We start from the raw sequence: 13,335 nt of genomic DNA on the forward strand, positions 1-13,335 counted from the left end.
ACGCGAACTCATGTCGGTCGGAATTCGATCGGGTGCGGCCATGGATTGCGCGAATTGCGGCAGAGTCAACCCGGAGGGAACGAAGGTCTGCGGCGATTGCGGCGCGCCGCTGTTCTTTCGCTGCCCTGCGTGCGGGGGCGACAATCCGACAGGCAAGAACTTCTGTGGCGACTGCGGTGCCGCGCTCACGCCGACCGTACCGCCGCAAATGACGAGAGGGGCCGGCGCAGCGACGTCCATCGTGCCACCGGTCACGGAGCGCGCAGGCTTGTTGGCCGCACCAAGTTCTTCCGCCGAGCGTCGTCAGCTCACAGTGATGTTCTGCGATCTCGTCGGCTCGACGGCACTTGCGACAAAGCTCGATCCGGAAGATCTACGGGACATAATTGCTGAGTACCGCGATAGCGTAGCGGCGGTCGTCCGCAAATACGGTGGCACCGTCAGCCGTTACATCGGCGATGGCATGCTCATACTATTCGGTCATCCTTCAGCGCATGAGGACGATGCCGAACGCGCAGTGCGCGCTGCGCTTGAGATCGCCGCGACCAGGCACGCGCCGGGAGCCCCAGCCGAGTTCGAGCTGCGGGTTCGTCTTGGGCTCGCGACTGGCCTCGTCGTCGTAGGTGACCTTATCGGCAGCGAAGCGGCGGAGGCGCAGGCCGTGCTTGGCGAGACGCCGAACCTTGCCGCTCGACTGCAAGCGCTCGCCGAACCGGATGGGGTAGTCATCCCTGAGGACACGCGGCGGCTCATCGGCGGGCTCTTTGACTACGAGAATCTCGGCGCCGTGACGCTGAAGGGCTTCGCCGCACCGGTGCAAGCCTGGCGGGTGCTTCGTGAGGGAACAGCGGAGAGCCGGTTCGAGGCGTTGCACCCTTCGGTCCTCGCCCCGCTGGTTGGGCGTGAGGAAGACCTCGCGCGGTTGGAGCGGAGCTGGCGCCATGCGCGGGCGGGTACCGGTCAAGTCATGCTGCTTGTCGGCGAGGCGGGGATCGGCAAGTCGCGCCTCGTTGCGGCTCTTCAGGAGCGTATCGAGCGAGAGCCGCACACCTGCTTGCGCTACTTCTGCTCGCCTCATCATCAGGAAAGCGCGCTTTACCCCTTCATCGCACAACTCCAGCGAGCGGCTGGCTTCGATCGTGAGGACACACCGACGACCAAGCTCGACAAACTTCGAGCGCTCCTGTCGCCTGCATTGTCGCCCAACGAGGACGCGGCGATCCTGGCGGAGTTTTTGTCGATCCCCAACGATAATCTATACTTACCGGTTACGAGTACGCCGCAACAAAAGAAGGAGAGAAGCTTCGCCGCCCTGGTTCGCCAGCTTGAAGCTCTCGCGCAAAGACGTCCAATCATGATCGTGTTCGAGGACATGCAATGGATCGATCCAAGCTCGCGCGAGCTGCTGGACCGAACCGTCGATCGCGTAGCAAGCCTGCCGGTTTTGGTCTTGATCACCTACCGCCCCGAGTTCCAGTTAGTATGGACCGGAAAGCCGCATGTCAGCTTGCTCGTGCTGAACCGGCTCGACCAGAATGCGGGCGCTGCGCTGATCCGGAGCGTGGCAGGTGGCCAGACGCTGCCGACCGAAATCGTCAATGAAATTGCTGAACGTACGGATGGTGTGCCGCTGTTCGTTGAGGAGTTGACCAAAGCGGTGCTCGAAACAAGCCCCCAGAGTATCGCGCGAGCGATCTCCTTCGCGCCGCTGCCCGGACTTGCCGTACCGGCCACGCTACATGCTTCGTTGATGGCGCGGCTCGACCGGATTGGGCCGATCGCCAAGGAGGTGGCACAAATCGGCGCAGCTATTGGCCGAGAGTTCTCCTATGATCTGCTGGCCTCGGTCGCACAGCGGTGCGACAACGAGTTGCGGGCGGCGCTTGACCGGCTGATCAACACCGGACTCGTGTTTGGGAGTGTCGAGCCGCATTTCTTGTTCAAACATGCACTGGTCCAGGATGCGGCATACGGCACAATGTTGCGCGGTCAACGACGCGAGCTGCACGCTCGGATCGCTGGCGCACTCGAGGAGAGGCTCGCTAGAGGCATCCAAGAGCAGCCGGAAATCCTCGCCCACCACTGCGGACATGCGGGCTTGGCCGAAAAGGCGGTTTCCTATTGGCAGGAGGCTGGTGAGCGTTCAAAGGCTCGATCGGCAATGACAGAAGCAATCGCGCAGATGCGAAAGGCGCTTGATTTGCTATCTCAACTGCCGGATGCTCCCGGGCGCCAGCGCACCGAAACTGAACTTCAACTCGCGCTCGGCGGTGCACTGATCGCCGCGAAGGGCCACGCGGCCGAAGAGACCGGCAGGGCCTACGCCCGGGCGCGTTGCCTCTGCGAGGCACTCAACGACACGCCGAATCTGCTCAAGGCACTCTGGGGCGAGTTCGTGCATTATCACGTCCGTGGTGAAACGGACCGATCGCATCGCATCGCCGAGAATCTGCTCGATTTGGCCGGGCGACAGAACGATGCGGCCATTCTTGTCGCCGGTCATAGGGCAGTCGGCGATAGCTGGCTTCATCGCGGACAATTGGCCTTGGCGCGCACCCATCTCGAGCGGGGGCTCGCCCTTTACGATCCGGCGCAGCAGCGCTCTCTGACAGCCCTGTTCGCAGAAAACGCCCGCGTGGCGATGCTTTCGTTCCTTTCGCTTACGTGTGGCCTTCTTGGCTTCGCCGATCAGGCGCGCGTGCAGAGCAGTGACGCCCTGGCAGAGGCCCGCGATTCGTCGCACCCGATCAGCCTCGCATTCGCGCTGAGCGTTGCCTGCCGGTTGCATTTCGTGCTCGAAGACGCGGGCATGGTTGGGCAACGGGCGGACGAGCTCGTTGCGCTCACCACCGAGCAGCGCTTTGCCTTCTTTCTCGCGATGGGGACGGCATATCGCGGCTGGACGCTGGCCGAAGCCGGCGACCCCGAGGCCGGGGTGGACTTACTGCGGCGCGGCATCGAGGGATTCCAGGCGTCCGGCGCAGCATGGACTCTTCCGTTCTACCTTGCGCAGCTCGCAGCAGCCGAGGCAAAGAGAGCACGATATGAAACGGGGCTCGGCCAACTCTCCGACGCCTTGGCACTAACCCAGAAATCGGGGGTGCGGTGGTTCGAGGCCGAGCTGCATCGGCGCCGAGGCGAGTTGATGCTAAGGGCTCGGCCAGGCGCGGAGGCCGATGCGGAGACCGAGTTTCGCCACGCCATTGCGATTGCTCATCAGCAGGAGGCGAAACTCTGGGAACTTCGCTCCGCCGTCAGTCTCGCCCGGCTCTGGCGTGATCAGGACAGGGGTGATGAAGCACGCGGTCTTCTCGCGCCGGTCTACGGTTGGTTCAACGAGGGCTTCGACGTTCGCGACTTGAAGGAAAGCAAGGCGCTGCTGGAAGAACTCTGAGTGTAACGTGGAGCTTGTCGTAAGCGCGCTCCATTGGAGCTCCGTAACGTTCTCGGGTTTCGCGACTCCGCTGCACCCTAAAGACACGTAAGGGCAACGGTGACCTGCTCGGCGCCGTCAATTCTCGGGTCGGCCCCGTCGCTCCGGTTCGCAGCTGGAGTTGGTCCGCGCTGCTGGTCGCGCTTCGGGTTATTCGCATGACCTCTCCCGGCTTCGCACTTTGTCCTGACCCTTTCCGGTCCGGATCAGGTACTCGACCGCAACCACTGCGAAAAGACCCGAATGGTCCGCGCGCGCGGGTGGCTTGGCCTGCTGACCACATAAAAGCTGTAGCCGGGTAGCTTCAACGAGAATGCCTTCACGAGCGTGCCGGCGGCGAGGTCGTGTGCCACGAGCACATCACTGAAGATCCCGACGCCCTGCCCACTGATCACCGCCTCGATGGCGTGCAGTTCTTCCCGGAAACTCAAGTGCTGCAGGTCCTTGTATTGGGGCACCTCGCGCCACCGGCGCTGGGCCAAACCGAGCCATCTCTGCCACGTCGGTGGCTCACGATCGGCCGGCGACCAATAGGAGTGGATCAGAACGTGCTTTGCGAGGTCGACTGGTCTCTTCAGCCGTCCGGTTGAAAGCAAATCCGGATTGCAGATCGGCCAGAACGTATCGCTGAAGAGTTCATCGACGATTCCGTCTGTCGGCGGTACGCGGCTGGTCGCATAACGGATGGCAACGTCACTGTCTCCGGCCTGCAGATCGAGCACCGTGTCAGTGCCGATCACTTCCAATGGCACGTCAGGATGCAACTTCCGCCACAGGGGCAGGCGGGGCACGAGCCAGCGGCTAGCGAAGGCGTTGGTCGTCGTAACCCGGAGCGGCTGCTCGTCACCTTCCTGCTTGAGGGACGCAATGGCAGCGGCAAACGCCTCGAGTCCGCCGCGAATGGCGGGAAACAGCCGCGCGCCGGCATCGGTCAACGAAAGAGGGCGTGGTCTGCGCCGGAATAGGGCGCGGCCGCAATACTGCTCGAGCAATCCGATCTGGTGGCTGATCGCGGTCGGCGTGACGCCGAGTTCTGCCGCGGCTTTCTTGAAGCTCAGATGACGCGCGGCAGCCTCAAAAGCGCGGAGCTCGATCAGGGGCGGCAGCTTGTGCATGCGGCGAGTGTAGGTGAAATCAGTTCATCGTCACCTGAATTCTTCGGATTTGCTCTGAGACAGCCCGCGATCGAGGATGTGGCGGGCCAAGCTAGGGAGCTCGTGTCATGTCCATCGCATCTGTTGCCAGCGCTGCCGCCGAACTTAGCGCCTCCTTCGGAGGAGAACTGCTCAAGCCAGCGGACGAGGGCTACGACGAGGCGCGCAAGGTTCACAATGGGCTGGTCGACAAACGGCCAGCATTGATTGCCAGATGTCGCAGTGCGGCTGATGTCGTGGATGCCGTGGCACTTGCGACCAAGCTCGGCCTCGAGGTCGCGGTTCGCGGCGGCGGCCACAATGTGGCCGGGCGCGCAACCATCGACGGCGGGATCATGATCGACCTCTCACCCATGAAGGGGGTCCGGGTCGACGCGATCGGCAAGACCGTATGGGCGCAGGGCGGGGTCACCTGGGGCGAGCTCAATCGAGAAACGCAGCTTCACGGACTTGCGGTGACCGGCGGCGTGGTCTCGACCACCGGCATCGCGGGCCTGACGCTCGGCGGAGGACTGGGCTGGCTGATGGGCAAGTACGGCCTCGCGTTGGATAATCTGCGGGCTGTCGAACTCGTCACCGCCGATGGCAAGGTTGTGCGGGCCAGCAAGCAAGAGCAGCCGGATCTATTTTGGGCCGTGCGCGGCGGCGGCGGAAACTTCGGGATTGCCACCAGTCTTGAATACGACCTCCATACGGTAGGGCCGATCATCACCGGCGGCCCGATCGTTCACCCTATCGAGCGTTCCCGCGACGTGCTGGAATTTTTCCGGACCAGCACGCGATCGCTCACGGACGAGCACATGCTGTTCGCATCCCTGACCCATGCGCCCGACGGGTCCGGCAGGGAGGTCGCGGCCCTGGTTACCAGCCACTGCGGTCCAGTCGCCGAGGCCGAACGAGCGATGCAGCCGCTGAAACAGTTCGGGCCTCCCATTCTGGATGCGGTCGGACCGATGACCTATTGCGAGCTCAACCGCATGCTCGACGCCAACTATCCGAAAGGCGCGTTCAACTATTGGAAGTCGAACTTCCTCACGGAGCTGAGCGATGGTGCGATCGCGACGATGATCGAATGCTTCGCCCGCTGCCCGACTCCGATGGGGCAGCTGCTGCTCGAGCACATCCACGGTGCCGCGGCCCGCGTGGGTGCCGGGGATACGGCATTTGTGCATCGGCAGGAGGGCTACAATTTCCTGATCCTCGCGCAATGGACGCAGACCAGCGATACCAGCCGCAGCATCTCGTGGGCACGCGCAACCTATGAAAGGATGCGGCCCTTCTTTGCCTCAGGACGCTATGTCAATTATCTCGACGACGATGAGACAGGCGATCCGGTTGCCGCTGCTTATGGGCGGAACTACAGGCGCCTGCAGCAGATCAAAGCGAAATACGACCCTACGAACTTCTTCCGGATGAACCAGAACATCCGGCCGCTCGCCTGATTGCCGGCTGACGATTTCTCGCTCTCATCAAGATGTGAGTAGAAACTAAGCCGCGACCCGATGCATCGTGGGCGGGGCGAGCTGACGCCCGGGAGGGACTAGAGAATGGCGGTCGTGTGCAGGCCCGCTCGCATCGACGACTTGAAGCAGGCCGATGACATCGTGGTCGCCAGCATCAATGAGCTAACCGAACGGCGGGGGTTCGGGAAGATGGCATCCTCTCGTCCGCCGAATTTTCAGGCCTTCTCGCTCGCGGATGATCCCGAGGGCTTATGGGTGGCCGATGACGACGGAGAAATAGTCGGCTTCGCGTGGAGTTGGGTCTGTGGCGAGCTTTGGTTCCTGGCCCAATTGTTCGTCGCGCCTGATCGTCAGAGCGACGGCATCGGCAATCAACTCATCAACAAGGCATTCGCGCATGCAGAAATGCGCGGAGCACCCATCAAGGCACTGATCACCTTCACGTTCAACAACGTATCTCAAGGCCTCTACATCCGCCACGGACTGTTCCCGCGCTTTCCGATCTACATGGTCAGCGTCCCTCGTGACCGCCTGGCGCCACGGTTGGCTGCGCCGCGGCTCCGTCTTGAATCTCTCACGGCCGACGCGATCCCATACGACAGGCTGGCGCAGATCGATGTCAGCGCAGTCGGCGTTTCCAGGGAGAAGCATCATCGATTTCTCCTTGGCGACAGCACGACGCGCGGATTCACCATCCACGCCGGCAATGAGTGCGTCGGGTACGTCTACATTTCGGGTGGACACATTGGTCCGCTTGCAGTCCACAGGCCAGATCTGGTTGAGTCCGCTTTCGCCGCTGCGTTGTCGTTCGCGGCACAGAGCGATTGTCCGGCCATTTCGGCTTTTGTGCCGGGCGCGAGCGAGCCGGCGCTCAAGGCGGCAATCGACCACGGGATGCGGCTGACGTTCCCGATGCTGCTGATGTCAAATCGACCATTCGGAGATTGGGGTAGCTATTTCCCGCGCAATCCGGGTTTCATGTAGGGGATTCAACCGAGAAGGTCGACGTTGCGGGGCAGGCCGGACGGCACGGAATGATGGCTGGATCGGCGCTCGTCACGGGCCGATCATGCTCTAGCCCTACCGGGGACGCGCGCTGCGGCCTGGAGGGGACGCCCGCTGCACATATGGGTTTTCCAGGCACATCGCCGAACGGCCCGCCGCGCTGGCTCTGCATTCGTCAAATGAACGATACTGGCAAGAGATGTAGGTGCCGCCGCCCCATTCCCACTCCTGCAGACATACCGGAAAATTGCCGCCGAACCGCTGCGCTGCCGCTGGACCGGGCGCGGACATGGTGATCAGGACGAAGAGCAGACAGGCAAGCGCGCGCATCATGATCAGCGCGGCCGCTGCGGAGCGTGCTGCTTGAACCTCACGCGCGGGTTCACATCGCAATAGGTGTTCGATCGCCCGGATGCCGAGGCCAGGCACTGTTCCCGCGTCGAATACATGCAGTCTCCGGAAGCGCCGAGCCCTCCGCCAAATACGCACCAGGGATAGTCATACTGAGCGTTTGCTGCGGAAGAAAATCCGATGACCATAACGACAATGAGCAGAGCGATGCGCATGCGATTCTCCCATCAAGTCAGTTGAGCGGCAACGCAAGAGGTTCGCTCCGAAAGATAGCCGCTTGACGATGCTGGCTCAACAACCACGACTCAAGCGAGTTCCTCTCGTCACGCCGGAGTGTCCCAGTGTGATCTCGCAGAGCCGGTCCGGATTTGCTTCGCTGCGCTAAGCAGCGCAGCGCTGGGTAGCAGGGTACATGAGCAGGGACACGCGAGCCGAAACGACAACGGGGCCCGCAAGGGCCCCGCAAAAATCCTTAGCGCGCTACGCCGCGATCTTACTTGATCTTGGCTTCGCGGAATTCGACGTGCTTGCGCGCGACCGGGTCGTACTTCTTCTTGACCAGCTTGTCGGTCATGGTGCGCGAATTCTTCTTGGCAACGTAGTAGAAGCCGGTGTCGGCGGAGGACACGAGCTTGACCTTGATGGTGACCGCTTTGGCCATGTTCTGAACCTCAGAATATCAGGGGAATCTGGAGCCGGCCAAACGGCCCGCGTTGGCCGGCAACCTAGTCAGAAACGGCGGGAAGTCAAGGTTTCAGGCGGCGGAAACCGCTCAAATCGGGCCCATTAGGCCTCAAAGAACCGGTTTTTCGGCCGCGGCAGGCCCAGATTCTCCCTCAAAGTGGGCCCTTCGTACTCTTTGCGGAAAATCCCGCGCTTCTGCAGCTCCGGGACCACCTTGTCGACGAAATCGTCGAGGCCGGCAGGCAGGAACGGGAACATGATGTTGAAGCCGTCGGAGCCGCGACCGACCAGCCATTCCTCCATCTGGTCGGCGATGGTCTTGGCGGTGCCGACGAAGGACAGGCCGCCATAGCCGCCGACGCGCTGGGCGAGCTGGCGCACGGTGAGCTTCTCGCGGGCGGCGAGATCGACCAGGCGCTGCCGGCCGCTCTTGCTGGCATTGGTCTCGGGAATCTCGGGAAGCGGCCCATCGGGATCGAAGCCGGAGGCATCGGTGCCCAGGATGACGGAGAGCGAGGCAATGGCGCTGTCGTAGTGCACGCGGCTGTCGAGCAAAGCGCGCTTCTCCTTGGCCTCATCGACACTGTCGCCCACAACGACGAAGGCACCGGGGAGGATCTTCAGGTGCTCGGGGTCACGGCCGATCTTCTCCATGCGGCCTTTGATGTCGGCATAGAGTTTCTGGCCGTCGGCGAGGCTGCCGCCGCCGGTGAACACCGCTTCCGCGGTCTCGGCGGCGAGCTGCTTGCCGTCGTCGGAGGCGCCGGCCTGCACGATCAGGGGCCAGCCTTGCACGGGGCGGGCGATATTGAGGGGGCCGCGCACTTTGAAGTATTTGCCCTTGTGGTCGAGGGTGTGCATCCTGGCGGGATCGAAGAACAGCCCGCTCTCGACGTCGCGTACGAAGGCATCGTCGGCGAAGGAGTCCCACAGGCCGGTAACGACGTCGTAGAACTCGCGAGCGCGCTTGTAGCGCTCGGCGTGCTCCATGTGATCGTCGAGGCCGAAATTCAGCGCCGCGTCCGGGTTCGAGGTGGTGACGATGTTCCAGCCGGCGCGGCCGCCGCTGAGATGGTCGAGCGAGGCGAAGCGGCGCGCGACGTGATAGGGCTCGTCGAACGTGGTCGAGCCGGTCGCGATCAGGCCGATGCGCTCGGTCACGGCTGACAAAGCCGACAGCAGGGTGAACGGCTCGAACGAGGTCACGGTGTGGCTGCGCTTGAGCGCGTTGATCGGCATGTTCAGGACGGCGAGGTGATCGGCCATGAAGAAGGCGTCAAACTTGCCGGCCTCGAGCTTTCGGATCAGCGTCTTGATATGGCCGAAATTGAAATTCGCGTGGGGCCAAGCCCCGGGATAGCGCCAGGCGCCGGTGTGGATGCTGATCGGGCGCATGAACGCGCCAAGCTTGAGTTGCCTTTGTGCCATCGCCCGGTGTCCTTCTTGGTGACGCTGGGGAATGACATAGGCATGAAGGGGAACTCCGCCATCGGGGGCGGCGGGAAGAATTTTTTGTTTTTCGTAGCTCTCTCAGCACGTCATTCCGGGGCGACGCGGAGCGGCGAGCCCGGAATCCATAACCACCATCCGGAGTATGGATTCCGGGCTCGCGCCAAGAGGCGCACCCCGGAATGACGGAGGATAGACTTGATCGAACTACGCCCCAGCGCGCCAACTAGCTCAAAACGTCCTTCTGCATCTTGCCGGCGTAGAAGTGGAAGAACGGCACCGGCGCGTCGTGACGGAGCGGGCCGGTGGCGAGGCGGGTGTCGAGCTCGTTGAGCACGTTGCGCGTCATCGGATGCAGATCGGCGAGCGGTTTTGAGCCGAGCTCGACCCAGACCAATTCGACCAGCTCCGCATCGGCATGGATCACGCCTTCGACGCGGTGGGTGATCGCAGAGGCATCGGCGGTGAAGAAACGCGTGTCGAAGCGCTTGACGCGGCCGGGCGGGGTGATCGCGCGCGCGATCAGGAACAGGCTGGAGGGATCAGGCAGCAGGCCCGCATCCGCGAACGGCTGCCAGGGACCTTCGAGTTTCGGCACTTTGCCTTCGGCCTTGCGGCCGAGGCAGAGGCCGGTCTCCTCGCAGGCTTCGCGGATGGCGGCAATGGCGAGCGATTTCGCGCGCGAGGCCGGCGTCTTCGGGCTGCCCTTGGCGAGATTGGCTTCCAGTTCGGCGGTGATGGGCGCAGCGCAGGGCACGCGATAATCGGCCTTGTCGACGCGCCCACCCGGGAAGACGAATTTTCCCGGCATGAACACCACCTTGTCGTGGCGCTTGCCGACCAGCACTTTCGGAATGGCGCCGCTGCGGTCGACCAGGATCAGCGTCGCCGCATCCTTCGGGCGGAAGTAAGGATGATGATCGGCTTCCTTCTCCTCGTGAACCCTGGTCTTCTCCTCGGCCTGCGAAATATCGGTCATGTCCTCACCCGAACTGTTCTTTTACGTGTTTACACAGGCGGAATACCATCGGGAGGGTTGTCGTCAAACCCGTGCATGCGCAGAGCCCATTGCAAGCCGACCACAGCTCCCTTCACGGGCTGCAGCAGCGCGAGCGAGGCGACGAAGGTGAAGGGCAGATAGGCTGCGAAGCTGAGCCAGACCGGCGTCGAATAATTGGTCTCGATCCAGAGGATGGCCGGCACCACGATATGGCCGACGATGACGATGACGAGATAGGCAGGCAGATCGTCGGCGCGATGCGGGGTGAAGTCGAGGCCGCATTTGGCGCAATGGTCGGCGGTCTTCAGGAAGGCGCGGAACAGCTTGCCTTCGCCGCAGCGCGGGCAGCGGCCGCGGAAGCCGCGCTTCATTGCTGACCAGACGTCGCGCTTCTCGACGAGACCGTTCTCGCGCGTCCAGATCTTTGGTGCCGTGCTCATCGTCACCATGCCTTGCCCTTCTTGCCCTTACCCTTGTTCTTTCCTTTGGCCTTCCTTCCCTTGCCGGACTTTTTCTTCTCCGGCTTGCGTTTTCGCTCCGGGCTGCGTCCGGGCTGCGGCTTGGACGATTTGCGCTGCGGACGGAGCGGCCTGCGCTGGCGCGGGCCGCTGTCGGTCTCGGACGACAGCAGCTCGAAACGCAGCGCGCCCGCGATGGGAGCGGCCTCGATCAGGCGGACGTCGACGACGTCGCCGAGCTGGTACATGGTGCCGCTGCGCGTGCCGACGAGGGCATGGCGGCTTTCGTCATAGTTGAAATATTCCGTGCCGAGGGATCGGATCGGGATCAGCCCGTCAGCGCCGGTCTCGCTGAGCTTCACGAACAGGCCGGCGCGGGTGACGCCGGAGACGCGGCCCTGGAAGCTGGCGCCGATGCGGTCGGCGAGGTGATGGGCGATCAGGCGGTCGACGGTCTCGCGCTCCGCCTTCATGGCGCGCCGCTCGGTCAGCGAGATATGCGCGGCGACTTCGCTCAAGCTTTCCGGCGTCTCGCTGTCGGGCAGGGCGCCTTCGCCAAGGCCAAGCGCACGCACCAGCGCGCGGTGCACGACGAGGTCGGCATAGCGGCGGATCGGCGAGGTGAAATGCGCATAGCGGCGCAGGTTCAGGCCGAAGTGACCGTAATTCTCTGAGGAATATTCGGCCTGCGCCTGCGCGCGCAGCACGACCTCGCTCACCAGCGGGTAATAGTCGTGGCCTTCGAGCTGGGCCAGCACGCGGTTGAACGTGGTGGGGCGCAGCGCGCCGGACTTGGCGAAGGGAACGTCCAGTGTCTCCAGGAATTCCGCGAGCGCGTGAACCTTCTCCAAGGTCGGCTCGTCGTGCACGCGGTAGATCAGCGGCAGCGATTTCTTCTCCAATGTCTCCGCTGCGGCGACGTTGGCGAGGATCATGAACTCCTCGATCAGCTTGTGCGCATCGAGACGCTCGGGGACCACGACGCGATCCACGGTGCCGTCGCTCTTCAGGAGGATCTTGCGCTCGGGCAGATCGAGATTGAGCGGATCACGCTCGTCACGCGCGCGCTTGGCGCAGGCATAGGCGGCATGGAGCGGCCTCAGGATCGGATCGAGCAGGGGGCCGGTGGTGTCATCAGGCCGGCCGTCGATCGCGGCCTGCGCCTGCGCGTAAGCGAGCTTGGCGGCCGACCGCATCAGGATGCGATGAAAACTGTGCGAGCGCTTGCGGCCGTCGGGGCCGAGCACCATGCGCACCGCCAGCGCGCCGCGCGGCTCGCCGGGCACCAGCGAGCAGAGATTGTTGGAGATGCGCTCGGGCAGCATCGGCACGACGCGGTCCGGGAAATAGACCGAGTTGCCGCGGTCGAGCGCGTCGCGGTCGAGCGCCGTGCCCGGCCGCACGTAGAAGCTGACATCGGCGATGGCGACGTTGACGATGAAGCCGCCCTTGTTGTTGGGATCCGGATCGGGCTCGGCATGCACCGCGTCGTCGTGATCCTTGGCGTCGGGCGGATCGATGGTGACGAGCGGGACGTCGCGCCAATCCTCGCGGCCTTTCAGATTGGCGGGCTCTGCCGCTTCCGCCTCGCGCTCGGCGGCGGAGGAGAATTGCAAGGGGATGTCGTGGGCGTAGATCGCGATCAGGCTGATCGCCTTTTCCGACTTGACCGAGCCGAGCTTCTCTTTCACCCGGCCGGAGGCGAGGCCAAAGCCGCGGGTGCGGACGATGTCGACGCTGACGAGGTCGCCATCCTCAGCGCCGCCCGTATCGGTCCTCGCGATGTTCAGCTCGCGGTCGGCGAACTTCTTGTCGACGGGGACGAGCCGTCCGCCGCCCTCGGGCAGGCTGCGGAAGACGCCGAGGATGCGGCTCTTGGCCTTGTCGATGACCTTGACGATGCGGCCGCGATAGGCGGGACCTTCATCGTCATCGCTGCGTTCGACGCGCAGCAGCGCGCGGTCGCCGACGCCGGCGGCGGTGCCGGGCCTCGGCCGGCGCGGCATCTCGATGAGGATCTTTGGCGGCTCGCCGTTCTCGACCTCGTCCCATTCGGCGGGGGAGGCGATCAATTCGCCATCGGAGTCGCGGCCGGTGATGTCGGCGAGCAGCGTCGGCGGCAGCGCGTCCGGCTCGGAGACCTTGTGGCGCTTCTTCTTGATGATGCCGTCGTCGGCAAGCTCGCGCAGCATGCGCCTGAGCTCGGCGCGATCGGCGTTCTTCAGGCCGAACTCGCGCGCGATGTCGCGAGTCCCGACCTTTCCTGGATTTGCCTTGATGAAGGCGACGATGGCTTGCCTGTCGGGAAAGCCACGGTCTTTCTTTGGTTTCACTTAAC

At 63.6% G+C, this 13,335-nt stretch carries 11 protein-coding genes; 3 read left to right on the forward strand and 8 right to left on the reverse strand.

Annotated elements, in window-relative coordinates; all coding sequences use genetic code 11:
* The first annotated feature begins 10 nt into the window (after positions 1-10).
* Entirely contained in the window at positions 11-3,394 is a 3,384-nt protein-coding gene (locus I6F20_RS03260; RefSeq protein ID WP_225125075.1) for an adenylate/guanylate cyclase domain-containing protein, read from the forward strand.
* A gap of 245 nt (positions 3,395-3,639) precedes the next feature.
* Here I6F20_RS03260 and I6F20_RS03265 read toward each other — a convergent pair whose 3' ends face one another.
* The gene (locus I6F20_RS03265; protein WP_225125076.1) at positions 3,640-4,548 is read right to left on the reverse strand and encodes a LysR substrate-binding domain-containing protein; all 909 of its coding nucleotides are present in this window, start codon (positions 4,546-4,548) and stop codon (positions 3,640-3,642) included.
* Between the two features lie 107 nt (positions 4,549-4,655).
* Between I6F20_RS03265 and I6F20_RS03270 the strand changes: the two genes are divergently transcribed.
* Both I6F20_RS03270 and I6F20_RS03275 read left to right on the forward strand, forming a co-directional pair.
* Complete coding sequence (locus I6F20_RS03270) at positions 4,656-6,029, forward strand: FAD-binding oxidoreductase (RefSeq protein WP_225125077.1); 1,374 nt, start codon at positions 4,656-4,658, stop codon at positions 6,027-6,029.
* A 105-nt stretch (positions 6,030-6,134) separates the two neighbouring features.
* Entirely contained in the window at positions 6,135-7,034 is a 900-nt protein-coding gene (locus I6F20_RS03275) for a GNAT family N-acetyltransferase (protein WP_036015145.1), read from the forward strand.
* 96 nt (positions 7,035-7,130) lie between these two features.
* Here the strand turns inward: I6F20_RS03275 and I6F20_RS03280 are convergent, their stop codons facing one another.
* From I6F20_RS03280 to rnr, 7 genes are all read right to left on the reverse strand, one after another.
* Positions 7,131-7,388: a DUF3551 domain-containing protein gene (locus I6F20_RS03280; RefSeq protein WP_225125078.1), complete on the reverse strand. Its 258-nt coding sequence runs from the start codon at positions 7,386-7,388 to the stop codon at positions 7,131-7,133.
* Between the two features lie 2 nt (positions 7,389-7,390).
* A complete protein-coding gene (locus tag I6F20_RS03285; protein ID WP_074448008.1) occupies positions 7,391-7,621 on the reverse strand; it encodes a DUF3551 domain-containing protein in 231 nt (76 codons plus the stop codon).
* Between the two features lie 278 nt (positions 7,622-7,899).
* Positions 7,900-8,067 (reverse strand): 50S ribosomal protein L33, encoded by a 168-nt coding sequence (gene rpmG, locus I6F20_RS03290; protein WP_007603295.1) that lies wholly within the window; start codon positions 8,065-8,067, stop codon positions 7,900-7,902.
* Between the two features lie 125 nt (positions 8,068-8,192).
* Positions 8,193-9,518, reverse strand: coding sequence for an LLM class flavin-dependent oxidoreductase (locus tag I6F20_RS03295; RefSeq protein ID WP_225125079.1), 1,326 nt, complete (start codon positions 9,516-9,518; stop codon positions 8,193-8,195).
* Positions 9,519-9,765: 247 nt separating this feature from the next.
* Entirely contained in the window at positions 9,766-10,518 is a 753-nt protein-coding gene (locus tag I6F20_RS03300) for an NUDIX hydrolase (RefSeq protein WP_036015119.1), read from the reverse strand.
* Between the two features lie 29 nt (positions 10,519-10,547).
* Positions 10,548-10,988 (reverse strand): DUF983 domain-containing protein, encoded by a 441-nt coding sequence (locus I6F20_RS03305; protein WP_036015117.1) that lies wholly within the window; start codon positions 10,986-10,988, stop codon positions 10,548-10,550.
* Positions 10,982-13,330 (reverse strand): ribonuclease R, encoded by a 2,349-nt coding sequence (gene rnr, locus I6F20_RS03310; protein WP_225125080.1) that lies wholly within the window; start codon positions 13,328-13,330, stop codon positions 10,982-10,984. The genes I6F20_RS03305 and rnr overlap by 7 nt, the downstream gene beginning before the upstream one ends.
* Positions 13,331-13,335: the final 5 nt, after the last annotated feature.

This window comes from Bradyrhizobium sp. IC3123, assembly GCF_020193625.1.
Classification (GTDB): Bacteria; Pseudomonadota; Alphaproteobacteria; order Rhizobiales; family Xanthobacteraceae; genus Bradyrhizobium; species Bradyrhizobium yuanmingense.

Excerpts from the sequence above, each read along its gene's own strand:
- I6F20_RS03260 (WP_225125075.1), top strand. The coding sequence starts at position 11 with ATGTCGGTCGGAATTCGATCGGGTGCGGCCATGGATTGCGCGAATTGC.
- I6F20_RS03275 (WP_036015145.1), top strand. The coding sequence starts at position 6,135 with ATGGCGGTCGTGTGCAGGCCCGCTCGCATCGACGACTTGAAGCAGGCC.
- I6F20_RS03295 (WP_225125079.1), bottom strand. The coding sequence starts at position 9,518 with ATGGCACAAAGGCAACTCAAGCTTGGCGCGTTCATGCGCCCGATCAGC.
- I6F20_RS03300 (WP_036015119.1), bottom strand. The coding sequence starts at position 10,518 with ATGACCGATATTTCGCAGGCCGAGGAGAAGACCAGGGTTCACGAGGAG.
- I6F20_RS03280 (WP_225125078.1), bottom strand. The coding sequence starts at position 7,388 with ATGATGCGCGCGCTTGCCTGTCTGCTCTTCGTCCTGATCACCATGTCC.
- I6F20_RS03305 (WP_036015117.1), bottom strand. The coding sequence starts at position 10,988 with ATGGTGACGATGAGCACGGCACCAAAGATCTGGACGCGCGAGAACGGT.
- I6F20_RS03285 (WP_074448008.1), bottom strand. The coding sequence starts at position 7,621 with ATGCGCATCGCTCTGCTCATTGTCGTTATGGTCATCGGATTTTCTTCC.
- I6F20_RS03265 (WP_225125076.1), bottom strand. The coding sequence starts at position 4,548 with ATGCACAAGCTGCCGCCCCTGATCGAGCTCCGCGCTTTTGAGGCTGCC.
- rpmG (WP_007603295.1), bottom strand. The coding sequence starts at position 8,067 with ATGGCCAAAGCGGTCACCATCAAGGTCAAGCTCGTGTCCTCCGCCGAC.
- I6F20_RS03270 (WP_225125077.1), top strand. The coding sequence starts at position 4,656 with ATGTCCATCGCATCTGTTGCCAGCGCTGCCGCCGAACTTAGCGCCTCC.